At 52.7% G+C, this 17,498-nt stretch carries 18 protein-coding genes and 1 tRNA gene; 9 read left to right on the top strand and 10 right to left on the bottom strand.

Going from position 1 to position 17,498, the window contains the following annotated elements; genetic code table 11:
• Window positions 1-135: 135 nt before the first annotated feature.
• The 6 genes from ACSV5M_RS06405 to ACSV5M_RS06430 form a co-directional block, all read right to left on the bottom strand.
• Entirely contained in the window at window positions 136-2,484 is a 2,349-nt protein-coding gene (locus ACSV5M_RS06405) for a flagellar hook-basal body complex protein (RefSeq protein ID WP_439174802.1), read from the bottom strand.
• Between the two features lie 98 nt (window positions 2,485-2,582).
• Window positions 2,583-3,293 (bottom strand): flagellar hook assembly protein FlgD, encoded by a 711-nt coding sequence (locus ACSV5M_RS06410; protein WP_439174803.1) that lies wholly within the window; start codon window positions 3,291-3,293, stop codon window positions 2,583-2,585.
• A gap of 12 nt (window positions 3,294-3,305) precedes the next feature.
• Complete coding sequence (gene flgC / locus ACSV5M_RS06415) at window positions 3,306-3,764, bottom strand: flagellar basal body rod protein FlgC (RefSeq protein WP_439174804.1); 459 nt, start codon at window positions 3,762-3,764, stop codon at window positions 3,306-3,308.
• A gap of 46 nt (window positions 3,765-3,810) precedes the next feature.
• Entirely contained in the window at window positions 3,811-4,212 is a 402-nt protein-coding gene (flgB, locus tag ACSV5M_RS06420) for a flagellar basal body rod protein FlgB (protein WP_439174805.1), read from the bottom strand.
• Window positions 4,213-4,946: 734 nt separating this feature from the next.
• Window positions 4,947-5,789: a CheR family methyltransferase gene (locus ACSV5M_RS06425; protein WP_439174807.1), complete on the bottom strand. Its 843-nt coding sequence runs from the start codon at window positions 5,787-5,789 to the stop codon at window positions 4,947-4,949.
• A gap of 205 nt (window positions 5,790-5,994) precedes the next feature.
• A complete protein-coding gene (locus tag ACSV5M_RS06430; RefSeq protein WP_439174808.1) occupies window positions 5,995-6,948 on the bottom strand; it encodes a chemotaxis protein CheV in 954 nt (317 codons plus the stop codon).
• Window positions 6,949-7,181: 233 nt separating this feature from the next.
• Between ACSV5M_RS06430 and flgA the strand changes: the two genes are divergently transcribed.
• From flgA to ACSV5M_RS06470, 8 genes are all read left to right on the top strand, one after another.
• Window positions 7,182-7,919 (top strand): flagellar basal body P-ring formation chaperone FlgA, encoded by a 738-nt coding sequence (gene flgA, locus ACSV5M_RS06435; protein WP_439174809.1) that lies wholly within the window; start codon window positions 7,182-7,184, stop codon window positions 7,917-7,919.
• Between the two features lie 195 nt (window positions 7,920-8,114).
• A complete protein-coding gene (flgM, locus tag ACSV5M_RS06440; protein ID WP_439174810.1) occupies window positions 8,115-8,429 on the top strand; it encodes a flagellar biosynthesis anti-sigma factor FlgM in 315 nt (104 codons plus the stop codon).
• A 170-nt stretch (window positions 8,430-8,599) separates the two neighbouring features.
• Window positions 8,600-9,079: a flagella synthesis protein FlgN gene (locus ACSV5M_RS06445; RefSeq protein ID WP_439174811.1), complete on the top strand. Its 480-nt coding sequence runs from the start codon at window positions 8,600-8,602 to the stop codon at window positions 9,077-9,079.
• Window positions 9,080-9,192: 113 nt separating this feature from the next.
• A tRNA-Arg gene (locus tag ACSV5M_RS06450) sits at window positions 9,193-9,269 on the top strand.
• Window positions 9,270-9,390: 121 nt separating this feature from the next.
• Window positions 9,391-9,966 (top strand): GIY-YIG nuclease family protein, encoded by a 576-nt coding sequence (locus ACSV5M_RS06455; RefSeq protein ID WP_439174812.1) that lies wholly within the window; start codon window positions 9,391-9,393, stop codon window positions 9,964-9,966.
• 300 nt (window positions 9,967-10,266) lie between these two features.
• On the top strand, window positions 10,267-10,644 hold the full coding sequence (locus ACSV5M_RS06460; protein WP_439174813.1) for a hypothetical protein: 378 nt from the start codon (window positions 10,267-10,269) through the stop codon (window positions 10,642-10,644).
• A 9-nt stretch (window positions 10,645-10,653) separates the two neighbouring features.
• Window positions 10,654-10,896, top strand: a complete 243-nt coding sequence (locus ACSV5M_RS06465; RefSeq protein WP_439174814.1) for a hypothetical protein — start codon at window positions 10,654-10,656, stop codon at window positions 10,894-10,896.
• Window positions 10,897-10,923: 27 nt separating this feature from the next.
• A complete protein-coding gene (locus ACSV5M_RS06470) occupies window positions 10,924-11,634 on the top strand; it encodes a 16S rRNA (uracil(1498)-N(3))-methyltransferase (protein WP_439174815.1) in 711 nt (236 codons plus the stop codon).
• Here ACSV5M_RS06470 and ACSV5M_RS06475 read toward each other — a convergent pair.
• The 4 genes from ACSV5M_RS06475 to ACSV5M_RS06490 form a co-directional block, all read right to left on the bottom strand.
• Window positions 11,618-14,083 carry a putative bifunctional diguanylate cyclase/phosphodiesterase gene (locus ACSV5M_RS06475; RefSeq protein ID WP_439174816.1) on the bottom strand — a complete coding sequence of 822 codons (2,466 nt, stop codon included), beginning with the start codon at window positions 14,081-14,083 and terminating at the stop codon, window positions 11,618-11,620. The genes ACSV5M_RS06470 and ACSV5M_RS06475 overlap by 17 nt on opposite strands.
• A gap of 121 nt (window positions 14,084-14,204) precedes the next feature.
• Window positions 14,205-15,320: an alanine dehydrogenase gene (gene ald / locus ACSV5M_RS06480; RefSeq protein ID WP_439174817.1), complete on the bottom strand. Its 1,116-nt coding sequence runs from the start codon at window positions 15,318-15,320 to the stop codon at window positions 14,205-14,207.
• Window positions 15,321-15,511: 191 nt separating this feature from the next.
• A complete protein-coding gene (gene ttcA, locus ACSV5M_RS06485; protein ID WP_439174818.1) occupies window positions 15,512-16,396 on the bottom strand; it encodes a tRNA 2-thiocytidine(32) synthetase TtcA in 885 nt (294 codons plus the stop codon).
• 51 nt (window positions 16,397-16,447) lie between these two features.
• Window positions 16,448-16,687, bottom strand: coding sequence for a hypothetical protein (locus tag ACSV5M_RS06490; protein ID WP_439174819.1), 240 nt, complete (start codon window positions 16,685-16,687; stop codon window positions 16,448-16,450).
• A 28-nt stretch (window positions 16,688-16,715) separates the two neighbouring features.
• On the opposite strand from ACSV5M_RS06490, the gene ACSV5M_RS06495 reads away from it, so the two are divergent.
• Window positions 16,716-17,483, top strand: a complete 768-nt coding sequence (locus tag ACSV5M_RS06495; RefSeq protein ID WP_439174821.1) for a flagellar brake protein — start codon at window positions 16,716-16,718, stop codon at window positions 17,481-17,483.
• Window positions 17,484-17,498 lie beyond the last annotated feature (15 nt).

Here is a 17,498-nt window from a genome sequence, read left to right on the forward strand (position 1 = left end):
AGCATCAAACAGCATACTCACCACAAGCGGCCTGATGGGTTGCTTGTGGTGGTATCGGAGAGATGGTATCTACGGGTTCGCGCCTTGGTCGGGATGTCGGATTACGGCTTTGCCTAATCCGACATCACACGCCTATTACCTCAGGTTAATGATCGTCTGGGTAGTGGCGTTGGCGGTTTCGATGGTCTTGGCGTTGGCCTGGAAATTTCGTTGGGCGATGATCAGGTTCACCAGTTCCTCGGACAGATCCACGTTGGATTCTTCGAGCGCGCCCGCGGTAATGTTCCCCAGCGAGGATGATCCCGGCGCACCGATCACCGCTTCACCGGTCTCAAAGGTTTGCGCCCACATGGTGTTACCGACCGGCCTCAAGCCTTCAATGTTGTTAAAGTTCGCCAACGCAACCTGTCCCAACACCTGAGCCTCCCCGTTGGTAAAGCGCGCGAAGATAATCCCGGTAGAACCGACATCGAGACTCGCCAGGCGACCGGTGGCGTAACCGTTTTGATCATAATCATCCACAGCGAAAGAACTGCCAAACTGGGTGGTACCGGTCAGGTCAATTTCAAAGTTAGAGCTGGATGGCGGTTCAACCACCGGCGTTGTGCCGCCCTGCAAAACATTCAACGGGGCCAACGCACCGTTAGGCTCGCCGTCCTCGCCCAAGGGGGTCCAGTTGGAAATCAGCATGCTGTCGGTCAGCGTGGTGTTGAGCGTACCGTTAGCATTGAAGTGCACGTTGAAAGACGCCATGGTCGGCAGGGTATTTGCCGGCGACGGCAAGGTCGGATCAGGGTCGCCTACATTCTGGCCGTCGATCTGGACGTACATCACCCAGTGGTTGGGCGAGGTGGACGGATCAGCCGGATCATAGGGCTGCTTAACAAAATATTGGCTCATGATGTGCGGATTACCCAAGCTGTCAAACACCGGGTTGGAGGTCGCATGGTTGTAGGTGTTTTGGTCAGTCGGATCAAACGCATTGATCGGCACATCAGTAAAGCTGGCGGGCGTCAAGGGTGCGAACAGGTTGCCTACCGCCGGAGTACTACTTGCCACCGAATAACCTTCTTCCATTACGATGGTGATATTGCCGCCTATCACTGCGGCATCATTGATGTTATTGATCGTTTGCAAGCCGGTACCGGCACGGCCCTGGATATCGGCTTGCCCCGCGGGTAAGGGTCCCGCAAAGGCAAAACGCAAATCAGTGCCCACTGCCGACACAATTTCCAGGTCGCCTGCGGTGTTAACGGTGGCGCTGATGCCCGGCAAGGTGGAGGTAGTCAGGGCATTGATCTCGTTCGCCAGGGCGGCCAGGTTATTGGCGGCCAGCGTGATACCGTTAAGCGTAAGGTTACCGTTAGCGTTATTGAAGTTAGTGGCGTAGAGCGTAGCGTTGGTACGCGCAGTAGCGGTCACGCCGGCCAATGCGTTCAGCTCGGAGGCCGTCTGGGCGGCAGATGCACCGGCGTCGCTGGTAAAGGTCACGGTCGCGCCGGTGGGCCCTTGAATCTCCAGGGTCTGCGACAGGTAACCATTGGTGGCGGACGGGATACCGGCAACCGATGGGCCGGCGCCGTTCAATGCGGCGGACAAGGCATTGCCACCGGTTACGTTCGCCAGGGTAATGGTTGAAGATGCCCCTTCGGTCAAATCGCGTAATTCAATATTGCCGCCATTGGCCACCGCCTGTGCGTTGATCGGCGTAGCTGAACTGAAGATAGCGCTGTTGATCAGGTTAACAATATCCTGCACGGAGTTCGCGGTGGAGGCGTTCAGGTTAATGGACACGGTGCCGTTGCCGGAAGCCGGCGATGAACCCGCCAGGGTGATATCAAAGGTGGTCGGGTTTGCACCGAAGTCGATGGGAGTTGCCACAGCGCCCAGATTAGTCGTCGTAGTGGTGGCATCCTGCAAGCCGACTTGCGTAACACCCACCGCCGCACCATCGGTGGCAAAGCGGCTGCCGACGGTTTCCAGCACGGTTTCATTGGAGTCCAGGTTAAAGGCCGATTCAACACCCGTTGTCTGACGCGGTGCCTGGGTATTTACGTCCACCCGGAGGTTGCCGATGATACCGCTGATATTGCCTTGTGCATTGGCGGAAAAGCCTTGTAAAAATGCACCGGTGGCGCTGACCACATAGCCTTGGTCATTCAAACCAAAAGCCCCGGCACGGGTAAATAACCGCTCCCCCTGATTGCTTAATACAAAAAAGCCAGCCCCGTTAACCGCCAGGTCCAGATCGCGCTCGGTCAACTTCGGGTTACCGTTACCAAAATCCTGGCGGATCATCTGCAGCGACACACCGCTGCCGGGCGTGTTGCCACCACTGCCCAGGATACTTGCGGAATACAAATCACCGAACTCCACCCGCGATGATTTGAAACCGATGGTGCCCGCGTTGGCAATGTTATTACCAGTCACCTGCAGGTCAGTATTCGAGGCACGAATGCCACTCAGCGCAGTGTTAAAAGACATGATGTGCTCCTGGGTACTTGAGTCGCTGGCGCTCGTGTGGCGCCAGTATTTCAATAACGGTTAATGACGATTGATATTGTTTTGCCGATAGCCGGCCACTAGTTAAATTGTTTAACGTCACCGATATTCACCGGACCGAGGCCCGCGAGGTTGAGGGTAATCACCCCATCCGCCCCCAGGGTCACGCTGTTGACGTTGGCACTGAGCGCGGTTTCCAGTTGCTCGGCTTTGCCATCCTGTGTTGCATAGACTTCAAAGGTGTATTCACCGACCGGCAAGGGTTTTTCACCGGCTGACCAGCTCAACAACTCGCCATTCACTTCCATGTACTGGCCATCCCAACGGAACGACACCTCACCGGCCGGCATGCCACCCACCGGAATATTGGCGACCAAGGCCCCCTTGCTGTCATAGATGCTGATCTTCATGTCCCCGGTGGCCGCCGCAAGATCCACACTGCCGGACACAATGCCGCCAGCGGTCAGGCGCGCTGTCTCCGCCGGTACCGTTACGGAGCGGCCCACCAGTGAAGAAGCTTGCAATGCCTGGTTGGACATAAAGCTGGAACTGAAATTATTGAAATTCTTGTTCAGACGCTCCAGCCCCTCTACCGAACTGAACTGCGCCAACTGCGCGATAAATTCGGTGTTTTCCTGCGGACTCAGCGGGTCCTGATTGTTCAATTGGGTAATCATTAATTCGAGAAACGCCGTCTGGCCTAACTCGTTGCTTTTGGGTTCCTTCGGCTGATTGTTGATATTCAAATTACTCAACACATTGCCGGTGGTATTGTTATTAACCTGACTCATCGCCGCCGCTCCTTACTGACCCAGGGTCAACACACGTTGAACCATCTGCTTGGCCGAGTTCATCACCTCGACATTCATTTGAAACGAGCGCGACGCGGAGATCATGTTGGTCATCTCTTCTACGGGATTCACGTTGGGGTAAAACACATAGCCTTCTTCATCAGCCTGCGGATGGTCCGGCTCGTAGCGACGTTGCAGCGGTGCATCACTCTCCACCACACCCAATACCTGCACCCCGGCGCCTACGTCATCCGGTGTGGCAAAGCCGTTATCAAACCCGTTGCCGCTTTTCATGGCCGCCATGGCCTGGCGTTGAATCGCCGCAAACACCGGTTGGCGGTTGCGATACACTTCGTCCGCGCTGGAGCTGGCCGACTGGGCGTTTGCCAGGTTGCTGGCGGTGGTGTTCAGGCGCAAACTTTGCGCGTTCATACCTGAGCCGGCGATGTCGAAGATGTGTCCGAGTGCCATAGTTAACTCCAACGTTTTCCAATCAATTCATTATTAATCCGACCGACTATTCACCGCGAATGGCGGCAGTCAACCCTTTAAATTTGCTGTTCAGGAAGGTGAAGCTCGCCTGGAATGCCAAGGCGTTTTTCATGTATTCCGCGTGTTCGATCTGGTCTTCCACGGTGTTGCCGTCGATGGAGGGCTGGCTGGGTACGCGGTACATTGTGCCGGCATCGTCCAGCGCCATACCGGCACCGCTGATGTGGCCGGCGCTGGTGGTGTGCATGTTGAACCGCCCTGCCTGTTCCATCTTGCCGGCGAGCATGGCTTTGAAGTCGATGTCCCGGGCTTTGTAGTTGGGGGTATCGACGTTGGCCAGGTTGTCCGCTAACACCGATGCCCGCTGACCGCGCACACGCAGTGCGCTTTCGTGGATTCCGAGTGCTGATTCGAAGGATATGGACATAGGTGGCTCCGGCGTTTCCTGAAGGTTTTACTCTTGCGTGTGTTAAAGCAAGGGGTATGCCAAAGGCCGATATTTATATTAACTTATTGATTTTTATAGGTATTAGTTGGAGTGGCTACGTGATAACGCGGCAGTAAAAACGGCAAAGGCAGAAGCGGCAAAGGAAAAGCGGCAAAGTTTTTCCGCTTTTGGTTCGAGTGGGAAATGAGAAAGGGGTTGGGGAGCAGCTTGCAAGACACGCCGTAAATACATCCCTGTAGGCTCATCACCCTGATGCCTACGTGCTCCCTGCACTTCGGCAAACTTCCCACATCCATGTGGGTCGTCCATGCGGGTGATGGTCTTGCAAGCTGCTCCCCAACCCCTTCACTGCCACACGATTGGCTTTGTGGTTTTAAATTTTTAACTCGGGAGAAGTTCTTTTAGTTATTGCAAAGGTTTACTCAAGAGGAGAAACGAAGGGCTTTTACAATGAAGTAAATAGCAATACCCCTACTTTTATACATGTATAAATCAATGAAGAGAAAAGCACTCAAACGCAATTCAGATGGCACAGCAGGGATCGCGGAGAAGGTTTCGAGACCATCACCGACAGGATGTCGGTGCTGAGCCCCCATGGACGACCCACATGGATGTGGGAAGTGTGCCGAAGCGCCGGGAGCGCGTAGGGGCCGGGTTCACGGCGTGTCTCGAAACCTTCTCCGTGATCCCTGCCCCCAATTCGTAACTCCTCACTAAACAGCCCGATACAAAATCCCAGGCTCACACCGCACCATCTCAAACAAATCCGCCGCCCCCGCCAAGCCCTCCGAAGACCCCAAAAACAAAATCCCCTTCGGCTTCAACGACGCATGGATCTTCTGCAAAATCTGCCGCTTCAATTCAGCGTTAAAGTAAATCAACACATTCCGGCAAAACACGATATCGAATTTACCCAACATCGCGTACGAATCCATCAGATTCCACGCCTTGAATTCTATCCGCTCCCGCACAAACGGCTTGACTCGCCAGACGTTATCCGAGGCTTTATCAAAGTAGCGTTGCAAGCGCTCATCCGACAGCCCGCGCAGTACTGACAAGCGGTCGTATTCCGCCTTGCGCGCCTGATCCAGAATCGTTGCCGATACATCTGTGGCCACGATTTGCACCGGGCGCGGTAGCGCGCCCATGTTCTGGCGGCGGTATTCTTCTACCATCATGCTGATGGAATAAGGTTCCTGGCCCGAGGAGCAGGCCGCTGACCAGATGCGGATCGGCCCGAACATGCGGTTATTACCGCCCATGAGTTGCGGCAGCAGTTGGGTGCGGAGGTGTTCGTAGGGATAGATATCGCGAAACCAGAAGGTTTCGTTGGTGGTCATGGCGTCGATGACCTGGTCGCGCAGTTTGCGGTTGGTGTTTTGCTTCAGGGCGCGTACCAGGTCGCTGAAGGAGTGCAGCTTGTGCTCTTCCAGCAAGCGTCGGATGCGGTTGGACACGAGGTATTGTTTGTTATCACCCAGGGCGATGCCGCATGCGTCTTGCAGGAATTGCCTGAAGAGATCGAATTCAGCCTGATCAAAATTGTCTCGATGCACGGCAGTTCCTGCGACACTGGAGGTCGATGTTATACCTGATAACCCTGAACCACTCCGGGTCTCAGGGGATTTATTCCCGAAATCTTTTTTCATACACAATCAACCACACACGCAAAACCATCTGGCTGTAACGGTTGTGGGATGGCTCGGCTGCTTCCCACAACATCTCGCTGTTTTTAAGGGACATCGTATCCCCACCGATTGCTTAGTTGTTTTTATCCAACAGGTTTTCTCCGGTGGTTTTTAACAGGTGATCATTAACCCGACGCGCGAGCTCATCGGGGTGAAATTTTGCGAGGAAATCATCCGCACCAACTTTCTTCACCATGGCTTCGTTAAAGACACCGCTCAACGAGGTGTGCAGGATGATGTGCAGTTTTTTAAGATCGGGGTGGTTACGCAATTCGGCGGTAAAGGTGTAGCCATCCATCTCGGGCATTTCAATATCACAAATGATCAACACCAATTCGTTATACGGGTCTTTGCCCGCAGCAAGTAGATCTTTAAGGTAATTGAAGGCTTCGAGACCATCTTTTTTTAACGTGGTCTTGATACCCATGGATTCAACCACCCGCTGGATCTGCTTACGCGCAATGGATGAGTCGTCCACAATCAATACGTGTTTTTGTACGGCGCGTTCGGCAATATTGCTTTCCACCACGCCGGCACTGATTTCTTCGCGCGGGGGTGAGACCTCGGCGAGGATTTTCTCCACATCAATAATTTCCACCAGTTGTCCATCAACCTGGGTAACGGCGGTCAGGTAATGTTCCTTACCCGCGCCCTTGGGTGGCGGATGAATGTCGCCCCAGTTCATGTTGACGATACGTTCAACGGAACTCACCAGAAAACCCTGGGCGGTGCGATTGTATTCAGTAATGATCACAAAGCAATTGGCAATGTCCGGCAAGGCGCGGCGCCCGATGGCCAGGTTCATATCCATAATCGGCAGGGTACCGCCGCGAATATGGGCAACACCACGCACCACGGCGCTGCGGCCGGGTATGGCGTTGAGCGGAGGGCACTGCAGGACTTCTTTGACTTTAAAGACATTGATTCCGTACATCTGTTGGCCACCCAACCTGAACAACAGGAGCTCCAGGCGATTCTGTCCCACCAACTGGGTGCGTTGGTTGACGCTATCCATTACTCCGGCCATGTAATACCTCTTTATATCTGCTATCTGTTTATATTTGCTCTAAAGTCCAGCCAAGCGTTGGCCGGGATGTAACCCTGCCACGATGACCCCGCCGGCGGCACAGTCTTTGCTTTATTTCCACAATAAACGCTATAGCGGCTAAAGCCCGTCACTCTTTAGTGGATGAATTGCCGTAGCGGCAATTAAATGTGGGTCTTTGTGCCTTCATCCACCCTATGAGGATAGGACAAATTATGGGAATTCGTAGTTTTTATCTGGTCCGGAGACTTCTGCAGCCGCTATTGGCCGTGGCCGGCGTGGTTTTCTTGACGCTGCCGCCCAGTCAGGCGAGTGCAGTCAGGCACGACCTGGGGGATTTGCAGCAGCAGGTGGAAACCTTCCTGGAGCGCCATTACCAACAGCAGGATGTGGAACGCCTGGAGATCAAGGTCGGTAGCCTTGACCCTCGTCTGGTGTTGCCGGCCTGCCCCCAGCCCTTGGTGATGTCGCTGAACGATTCAAGTAACAGCGGCGGAAACCTGACCGTTCAAACCCGATGCGAAGCAAGCCAGAGCTGGTCGATCTATGTTCCGGCGCAGGTGTCGCTGTTTCGCCCCCTGGCGGTGGCCAGTCGTAACCTGGTGCGCGGCGACGTGGTCAGCGCGAGCGATATCAGCATCGAAGTGGTCAATATCAGCCAGCTCCGACAGGGTTATCTCGCCCGGCGCGAGAACATCATCGGCCAGGAGCTCCAGCGGCCAATGAATAAAGGCGAGGCGTTTCGCGGCTCAATCCTGGATGCACCGCTGGTCATCAAGCGCGGCGACGCCGTCCATATTGAAATACAGGCCGGCACCATTGCCGTCAATTCAACCGGTATCGCCATGGCCAACGGCCGTATCGGTCAACGAATCCGGGTGCGCAACAGCCAGTCCGAGCGGATTGTCAGCGCAGAGGTGGTGGAAGCCGGCAAAGTGAGAACATCGATTTAACCGGTTGATTTGCACGAAATGTGCGCGAGCTCAAATTTATGCAGGAATATCACTAAAGTTCCTGTAAACCAGGCCGATAGCTGACACAGGAGTCCTGTTTCTTTGGCGAGGACGTCGAAACTCAGGCACACTCCACGCGGGCTTACCCGCCTTTGCGTTATCAGCTACAGCCATTAAATCAGTTGGGGAAACACCATGGTTATCGACACAAACAACAACCTTACACCCGGCAGCGCGTCCAGCACCCGCAGCCGTAATACGGCACCGGTTGCGCCGTCCGGCAGTAAAGCAACCGCTGCACCGGCTGAGGCCGCAACCAATAAGGAGAACGTTGTGTTGAGTCAGGAAGCACAACGCCTTAATCGTCTGCAGGCCAGTATCAGCCAGGCGCCGGACGTCGATGTGGAGCGTGTCGCGGCGTTAAAGCTGGCGATTGCCAGCGGCCGGTTTGAAATCAACGCCGAGCGCATCGCCGAAAACCTGTTAAAGCAAGACGACCTGTTAGGTTAAAAAACTGTTGCTGCCGCCCCCAACCGGCAGCAATGGTCAATGGCGCATCCAATCATTCGCCTGGCAAGACACGATGTCGTTCAGCGAATGGAAAGATGCAGTAGCAAGAAGATCCGGCAACTGACCTCCCCCGTCCGTCGCAGGGTTTTAATAAAACGCAGAGGTGACTTATGTCCACACTCCATCCGCACAGCCTGCATAACATGATTGCGCAAGACAGCGCTGCAATCGGCGAACTCAAATCTTTGTTACTGCGCGAACGCGAATTGCTCGAACGACGCGAGCACAGCGAACTGCCGGCTATTATCGAGCGCAAAGACCAATTGCTCGAAACCCTTGGACTCAATGCCCGGCAGCGTGCCACCCTGCTGAAAGCGGCGGGTTTCAAGGCCTCACCGGAGCAATGGGAAATCTTCCTGGGCCAGAATGCCGCTACCCGCGATCTGCTGGACAGCTGGCGCACCCTGATGGCGGAGTTTGCCCAATGCAAATCCCTCAATGAAATTAACGGCAAGATGATCGGTCGCTCCCGGCAAACCCTCGGTCAATTGCTCAACCTGTTGCGTGGCCAGGTTGCTGCTCCGCAGCTGTATACCAGTGCCGGCGCCACCACCAGTTCCGCCAGTTCCCACTGTATTGCGGAAGCCTGATATCACCGGGATCTGCCACTATTCCTGGCAGATCCCGCCGTGCGTCTGCCCTTTTCCTTGGATTATCGGGCAAAACTTTTTACAATGGCGCCGCTTCGCAAACTCAACGCCATGCTCCGGTAGCTCAGTTGGATAGAGCAGCCGCCTCCTAAGCGGCAGGTCGGACGTTCAAATCGTCTCCGGGGCACCACTCTTTTATAGGTGAAGCGCAAGGCTTCACCAGTTTTGGCTATTGGAGATTCTTCGCTGCTAATATTCCTTACGATTAAGCTGGCCTTTCATTTCAAACATTAGAATCAAAAGAGATAACAATGGAAGTCAAACATACAATAATCTATGTGATGCGTCATATCGATATCGGCGGACATATCGATATACCGTATAAAAAAGTCGGCATCACAGGCTGGGGAAATGCAACTCTTGATTCTCGCCTGCAACAGATTAGCAATACCAAATCTCCTATAAAAGCTCAATGCGTTGCCGCCTGGACTCACGAAAATGCTAAAGCAATCGAAAGCGCCCTCCATCTATTAATGGAAGATAACCGAGTGGAGGGGGAATGGTTTTTAGATAAAGAAGACACTCTCGTTGAAAGAATGTCTCCTATCATGGAATTAATCGGCGCGACGGTCGTTCCGATTCAAGAAAGCCAAGATGCTTATACTCAGAGCGTTTTAAAAACAGAAGAAGAAGCCAAGAAAAAAACTGATCACATTTTATTGGGCGAGATCGCAGATCTATTGAATTACCCACTTAGATCCAGCTCCAGAAAAGGCGGACCAACATTTTTAGTGATGAAAAGCAACTCACATACTATGTGGGAGCCAGGAAATCAGGGCGACACAACTTGGGTATTGGCAGAAGTCGCGATGTATTTTCTGAGTTAAATCAGTTTTTGAGTAGCCACGGGTATGATGTAGAGCAAGGAAAAAAAGGCGGAGCTAGAATTGCCGGTATAACTTGCGAAGTTATCGCTGAAATTATTAATTTGATTGAAGCTCAGTTTAAGTTGTAACCTAAAATAAATTGCTCGGCAAATAACTCCAACGATACTAAATAAATGAAAAAATAGACTGAAATTCTTAAAGAACCTAAAGATTTATAAAGATGGTAAAAAAGCCTATCGAAGAGGGTAACCATTTCTACTCACCTCGTTATTTTACAATCAAGAAAACCAAGGGATTAACATGATAAGACCAGAATTTTTGTACATAGAAGAAGCTAATTTTATTCTGCTGGATCTTTATCGTTTTGGTAATACATCAGGCCCGAAACTTGACGGCGTCAGAGCATTCAAAGATATCATGGTTATTAAAAATAATGGCATCGAGATAGTGGTCGCCAATGGAAACGGAATCTCTCTTTCATCAACTTTTGATCCAAAGAAACGCAATACATGGAAATTGTTAAAGAACACTCCGATTCCTATCGGTTTGAGATTGGTTAAAGATTTACGTCCGGGCAGAAGTGATCATTTTATGATTGCCCCAACCAACAATATGCCCTTCACAAAATATATTGGCTTACTGCAAGAATTAGCAGTGTCATGCATAAAAGTTAGCTAGGAGCAAACAATGAGCAATTTAGATGGCTTTGCGATATCTATGACAATGGGTGAATGGGTTCTTATTATGGAGTCGATTATTACTAAGCTTAAAGAAATAAATTCTTTAGATCCTGACTCAATCGACGATGATACCCTTGCAGACTTATATACTGACCAACAAAATCTCGAAGGGATTTTTGAGTACATAAAAATTGAATTTGAAAAGAAATACGGATCACTTCCACCTAATCTCAGCCATAATCGGCAATAGGCCGAAGTTAGATAACTCGGTGTAAAATTGAACCTGATTCTTCTGACTGCCGATGATCTTGTGTCACCGACCCAGGCCCGGTTGTGCGATGCACGGCGGGTACAGCACATCATCAATGTCCATAAAGCCGGTGTGGGCGATCAGCTGAAGGTGGGTTTACTCGATGGCTTGATCGGTACTGCCACAGTCACTGCGCTTGATTCAGAGAAGATTGAGCTGAGCGTGTCTTTGCAACAACCACCACCGGCGCCTTTACCCTTGACGCTGGTGCTTGCCCTACCCCGCCCGAAGATGCTCAAACGCATCCTGCAAAACTGCGCTACCCTGGGTGTGAAAGACCTCGTCCTGATCAACAGTTACCGCGTGGAAAAAAGTTATTGGCAAACGCCCATCCTTGAACCGGAAAGCATCCGCGAGCATTTATTGGTGGGTCTGGAACAAGGCGGTGATACGCAGTTGCCGCAGGTACGACTGGCAAAGCGTTTTAAACCCTTTGTAGAAGATGATTTGCCGGGCTTGATTCAGGACTCCCGCGCCCTGGTGGCTCATCCTTATACTGCTACGCCGTGCCCGAGGGAAATTGATGGGCGCGTTACCCTTGCCATTGGGCCGGAAGGTGGATTTATTCCTTACGAAATTGATTTATTGATGCGTTGCGGTTTTGAAGCGGTACATGTGGGCGAACGCATCCTGCGCGTTGATACCGCCATTCCCTTTATTCTCAGTCGTTTATTTTAATGTTGGGCTGTTGGTCGTCACGCAGGATGCTTTCGAAGGATGCGCGATCCACGGCGGGACTGAAATAATATCCCTGATAAAAATGACAGCCGTATTGTTTAAGGATGGCCAGTTGCTCTGCTTGCTCAACACCTTCGGCAACCACCTCCATATCCAATAAGCGCCCCATGGTGATAATGGTTTCTACCAAAACGCGATCATTGCGATCTTCAATAATGTCGCGCACGAATCCCTGGTCAATCTTCAACACGCCCACCGGCAGACGTTTTAAATAACTGATGGATGAATAACCCGTACCGAAATCATCCAGCGAAAAGCTGATGCCCTGATCCGCTAATACCGTCATGGTGGTGATGGCTTCATCGACGCGCTGGATAACAATGCCTTCGGTGATCTCCATCTCCAGCGATTTATCGGGAATCGCGTAGGTATTGAGTGTTTGCAATACATCATCGACAAACGCATTGCGGCGGAATTGGCGCGGGCTGATGTTGATACTCAGGCGCATCCCTTCCTGCCACAAACCCTGCTCTTGCCAGCGCACCAGGGTTTTACAGGCTTCTTCCAGAACCCACTGCCCTACTTCCAGAATCATGCCGGAAGTTTCCAGCACCGGAATAAAATCGATGGGAGAAATCGTACCCTTGGTGGGGTGCAACCAGCGCAATAAGGCTTCCGCACCTTTTACGCGGCCGCTACGCACATCGATCTTGGGTTGGAAATACAATTCAAATTGTTGTTCATCCAGCGCGCGATGCAGGTCGCCCTCCATCACCAACTGTCGGCTGACTTTATCAGCCATTTCTTCATTGAAAAATTCGATCGAATCGCGACCTTTTTCTTTTACCTGGTACATCGCGGTATCGGCGTACCGCAGGAGCTCGTGGACAGAATTATTGCGATCGGGATACACCACAACCCCGACGCTACAGGTCACCCGTAGTTCCATATTGTCATGCACACACGGCTGGGAAATCACGGTGCGGATTTTTTCACTGATCTCACCCGCACGCAGCGCGGCTGTTCCCAGGTCCTGATCCAGCACGGTCAGCACCACGACAAATTCATCGCCGCTCAACCGCGCCACCAGGTCTTCGTCGCGCACAGTGCGGGTCAGGCGATTCGCCACTTCTTGCAACACCCGGTCACCCACCGGATGCCCCAGCGAATCGTTGATATTTTTAAACTGGTCGAGGTCAATAAATAATACCGCGCCGTAGTAGGCGTGGCGTTCCGCGCGGCGCAGTTCGTGCTCAAGCCGTTCAACCAATTGGATGCGGTTGGGCAATCCGGTCAAGGCATCGTGATGGGCCATGTATTCCATCTTTGCCTGGGCATTTTTACGTTCAGTGACATCTACCGAAACGATCAACGCCACTTTTTCATCGTAAAATGCCATCGGCATAAGGTGGGTTTGCAAATAAATGCTTTCACCGGTCGCAGTGACAAATACTTCTTCAAAGACATCAATGGCTTGCCCGCCGCTGATCACCCGGTGATCGTTCTGCAATATGGTATCAATATCGAATACGGAATTTTTCAGCAACTGGCGCACATGCTGGTTGCGCATTTGTTCCTGGGTAAAACCCAGCTTGTCGGACAACGCCTGATTGGCAAACAGATAATAGCCCGCGATGTTGCGCGCACCGATCATCACCGGAAGGCTGTCGATAATTTGCCGTAGATGTTCTTCGCTTTTGCGCAGTGCAAGTTCTACCGCGCGCCGTTTCGCCAGGGATAACTCCACCACATCGAGCAATTGATTACTGCTGCTGATCAATTGCGCCAACTCATCTTTACGGCGTGCAGGTAGCGGTGTCAGCCGTTGCACACCGGGGTGGTCGGGATTGATGTTATTGATTTCGCGAGCCAGTTTCGCCAGGGGTTTGGTGAGCGTGAAATAAAATGCAAAGAACAGCAGCAGCACCAACAACATATTGCGCAGCACACCGGTGAATAAACCCAGTTCGGAACGGGCATAAAAACCGGCTAATGCCTGATCCATATCCACCGAAAAGCGGATATTACCGGCAGTGCCTTCTGCGTATCCGGCAATCATCAAGTCCGCTGAATATTCCTTACTGCTCTCTGTCAGTTGCTCGGTCATCCAGCGCGTTGTGGAAGGCGAACGTTCACTGCGCCCCTGAGCAAGGACATTGCCGAGTTCATCGGTGATGGTTACCTCGTAAATAAATCCGTAACGCAACAGGCCGTTAACCACTTCATCGGAGAGTTCATCATCGAGGGTTTGCACAGAGCGGGCAGCAGGTGGTGTGGCCACCTCTATTACCCGATTGATCAGACTTTCCAGCTCTTTCTGTTGATTATGAAAATCCAGATACAGTTGTGCCGAGCTCATAAAAAAACTGAGCACAAACGCCAAAATAATACCGATCTTGGCTAATTGAAAAGAGATGCCGTGAAAAAACGACGGAGGGTTATCTCTCATTTATGCGTATGATCCGTGATAAAAAGGGAGGCGCTGCATCCGACGCAGCGCCGGCAGGATTTAGCTGAAGTATAGATCAATATCGATTGAACAGATGCCAGAGACTAACTTTTTATACTAATTATTGACGCGCCACTTCAGCAGCCGCTCGCCAGGTAATACCCAGGGATTCCGCCACAGCTGCATGGGTCAATTCGCCCCGCAATACGTTAATGCCGGCCAGCAAATGTGGGTCCGCAAGGGCCGCCGATAGCCCACCATCTGCCAGCGCCAGAACATAGGGCAAAGTGGCATTGGTCAGCGCCATGGTTGCTGTGCGCGCAGCCGCGCTGGGAATGTTCGCCACACAGTAATGCACAACACCCTCCACGACGTAGGTAGGCTGTTCGTGGGTGGTGGGTCTGGAGGTGGCAAAACACCCACCCTGGTCAATCGCTACATCCACCAGCACGCTGCCATCCTGCATGCGGGACACCTGTTCGCGGCTCAACAATTTCGGGGCACTGGCACCGGCAATCAACACCGCCCCGATGATCAGGTCCGCCTCCATCGCCAGATCATCCAGGCGGGCCAGGGTCATAAATTCACATTGCACACGCCCGGCAAAGAGCGTGTCCAGTTCACGCAGACGCGGCAAGGATTTATCCAGAATAATCACCCTGGCGCCCATTCCCAGCGCCACCCGTGCCGCCTGGGTGCCGACCACGCCACCACCAAGCACAACGACATTGGCCGGCGCTACGCCGGGCACACCGCCGAGCAGCACACCGCGACCGCCCTGGGCAATTTCCAGGTGATGCGCTCCCGCTTGCACGGCAATCCGCCCCGCCACTTCAGACATAGGCGCTAGCAACGGCAAGCGCCCCTGGGCATCAGTGACGGTTTCGTAGGCGATGCAGGCAGCGCGAGATGCCAGCAAAGCGCGCGCAAGTTGCGGGTCAGCAGCCAGGTGCAAATAGGTGAATAACAGGTGATCCGCCCGCAGGTATGCGTATTCGCTCGCTTGCGGTTCTTTGACCTTAACAATCAATTCTGCAGCCTGATAAACCGCTTCGGTTGAGGCCAGCAGCTTGGCACCGGCGCGCTGGTATTGCTCATCGACAAAACCGATTGTCTGGTCGGCGTGCCGCTGAACAAACACCTCATGACCACGCGCCGTCAATTCCTGTACCGCCGCCGGCGTCAATCCCACACGATGTTCTCCGGCTTTGACTTCTTTAGGCACACCCACGCGCATAACTCACTCCCGTTTCAGATCAGTGTTATATCAGTATAGGAAAACCTTTAGGACACAAACGAGAAAAGGAAGTTAACCACACACGTAGGTCGGATTAGCGCAGCGTAATCCGACACACAAAGCGAAAAAACACATTCGCGTACCTAACATGGAATAGATAAAAAATTATTATTTAGAAGCTACTCAGAAAATCAAACCTGCACCGCATTGATGTACTGCACCACTGGCGACCGATCAAAATTCAACTCGTCACCCCCAGTGTCGCAGGCACCCTCTGGCTGTATCTGCAAATCACGGAAGTTAAACAACTGGTCGTCGGCCAACTGCGACGGCACAACATTTTTTATTGCGGAAAAAATCGTTTCGGTACGACCGGGATTCTGCTTCTCCCAGTCATTCAACATCTGTTTGATAACCTGGCGTTGCAGGTTTTCCTGCGAACCGCACAGATTACACGGGATAATCGGAAAGCCTTTGGCTTCGGCAAATTCGGCAATGTCATCTTCGCGGCAATAGGCGAGCGGACGAATCAGGATATTGCGTTTGTCATCGGACAATAATTTCGGTGGCATGGCTTTGAGTTTGCCGCCGTAAAACATATTCAAAAATAACGTCTCAATAATATCGTCACGGTGATGCCCCAGGGCGATCTTGGTTGCGCCTATCTCGTTAGCAAATCCATACAAGGTACCGCGACGCAAACGCGAACACAGACCACAGGTCGTTTTGCCCTCGGGCACAACCTCTTTCACGATGCTGTAGGTATCTTTCTCGATGATATGAAACGGCACACCCAGCTCAGTCAGGTATTGCGGCAACACATGCTCAGGAAAACCTGGCTGCTTCTGGTCCATATTGACCGCCACAATGTCGAAGGTGATGGGCGCGGTTTTTTGCAGGCTCATCAGGATATCCAGCATGGTGTAGGAGTCTTTGCCGCCGGACAGGCACACCATCACCTTGTCGCCATCTTCAATCATGTTGTAGTCGGTAATCGCACTGCCAACCTGCCGCCGCAGGCGTTTCTGCAGCTTGTTGAATTCGAGGCGTTCTTTGCGGACGTGTAGTTCTTTCATAGGAATCTTCTGCGGGCTGGCCGTGGAGTGAAGGAAAAATAAGGGGCAAAGTCAAGGCGCGCATTGTACGGATTTTACCCATGTGAGGGAATGACTCGCGACGCCTTCCAGTAAGTCGCCGTGGCTTGCCGCTTTGCCGCTCACAGGCAATACCTTGCCGCTCTCACTCGCCGCAACGAGGCGCGCGATGCCGACAGCCACGGATAATACGGCCCAAACGCGACGAAACTGCATAGAAAACAGCATTCTCTGCCGCTGGCACAGGCTTTGCTCCAGTGGAGTCAGTAACACTTATTCTGATCGTCGGGAGAAACTGTCAATGACCTTGTTGCGTGCCGTGATGCAAAAACTCACCACCAAAAAAACCACCGAAGCGAACGCCGATTCTGTGGCACGGCTTAACGCCGCGCATGAGCGTTATGCCACGCTGCAACAATTACAGGCCAGCCGCCAGATTCTGGAGGTGGTTCCCGCCGGTCAACAGCGCAGCTACCAAAGTATGATTATCGCCATTGATGCTGACCGGAATCTTTTGTGGATGGATGACTTGTTTCCCGCACAGAACTTTCTGGAAGTAGGCGATGAAATTACCGTGCGTCACCATCGCAACGGTGAGGTCCTGACCTTTACCGCGCCGATCATTGCCTGGGGTTCCCGCTTCGGTGCCAGCGGCATGGCCGTGGTATTACCCGAGAGCGCGGATTATCGGCCGCGCCGCCTGAGCCCGCGATGCGATCTGAGTAACCACACCCCCATTACTGCCAAGATCCGCTTGATGGGCCAGGAAGCCTGCTATGGCACCGTGAAAGATTTATCCGGTTCCGGCTTGTGCGTGTTAGTACCGGGCAACCTGCTCGGCCAGTTACATCGCGATACGGTATTGCCCTTGTGCGAAGTCCATGTGAATAAGGAATTGCATATCTACTGCCGAGCCAGGGTGCGTTCTTTCCGCCTGTGCCGTGAGCCCTACCGGGCCACGCGCATCAGCCTGGAATTTGTGGATCTGCAACCGCGTCGCCAACAGCAGCTGCAGATGTTTGTTGATCGGCTGACGCCGGGTTGCCTTGCGGAGTCACGGGCGGCATGATGGCGGCAAATTGCT

Origin of the sequence: Cellvibrio sp. ARAG 10.3, assembly GCF_051846955.1 — a bacterium.
Classification (GTDB): domain Bacteria; phylum Pseudomonadota; class Gammaproteobacteria; order Pseudomonadales; family Cellvibrionaceae; genus Cellvibrio.

Bases quoted from the DNA above. Each gene is read 5' to 3' on its own strand.
- ACSV5M_RS06465 (WP_439174814.1), top strand. From the start codon at position 10,654: ATGAGCAATTTAGATGGCTTTGCGATATCTATGACAATGGGTGAATGG.
- ACSV5M_RS06495 (WP_439174821.1), top strand. From the start codon at position 16,716: ATGACCTTGTTGCGTGCCGTGATGCAAAAACTCACCACCAAAAAAACC.
- flgB (WP_439174805.1), bottom strand. From the start codon at position 4,212: ATGTCCATATCCTTCGAATCAGCACTCGGAATCCACGAAAGCGCACTG.
- flgC (WP_439174804.1), bottom strand. From the start codon at position 3,764: ATGGCACTCGGACACATCTTCGACATCGCCGGCTCAGGTATGAACGCG.
- ACSV5M_RS06405 (WP_439174802.1), bottom strand. From the start codon at position 2,484: ATGTCTTTTAACACTGCGCTGAGTGGCATTCGTGCCTCGAATACTGAC.
- ttcA (WP_439174818.1), bottom strand. From the start codon at position 16,396: ATGAAAGAACTACACGTCCGCAAAGAACGCCTCGAATTCAACAAGCTG.
- ACSV5M_RS06410 (WP_439174803.1), bottom strand. From the start codon at position 3,293: ATGAGTCAGGTTAATAACAATACCACCGGCAATGTGTTGAGTAATTTG.
- ACSV5M_RS06445 (WP_439174811.1), top strand. From the start codon at position 8,600: ATGTCCACACTCCATCCGCACAGCCTGCATAACATGATTGCGCAAGAC.
- ACSV5M_RS06455 (WP_439174812.1), top strand. From the start codon at position 9,391: ATGGAAGTCAAACATACAATAATCTATGTGATGCGTCATATCGATATC.
- ACSV5M_RS06460 (WP_439174813.1), top strand. From the start codon at position 10,267: ATGATAAGACCAGAATTTTTGTACATAGAAGAAGCTAATTTTATTCTG.
- ald (WP_439174817.1), bottom strand. From the start codon at position 15,320: ATGCGCGTGGGTGTGCCTAAAGAAGTCAAAGCCGGAGAACATCGTGTG.
- ACSV5M_RS06475 (WP_439174816.1), bottom strand. From the start codon at position 14,083: ATGAGAGATAACCCTCCGTCGTTTTTTCACGGCATCTCTTTTCAATTA.
- flgA (WP_439174809.1), top strand. From the start codon at position 7,182: ATGGGAATTCGTAGTTTTTATCTGGTCCGGAGACTTCTGCAGCCGCTA.
- ACSV5M_RS06430 (WP_439174808.1), bottom strand. From the start codon at position 6,948: ATGGCCGGAGTAATGGATAGCGTCAACCAACGCACCCAGTTGGTGGGA.
- flgM (WP_439174810.1), top strand. From the start codon at position 8,115: ATGGTTATCGACACAAACAACAACCTTACACCCGGCAGCGCGTCCAGC.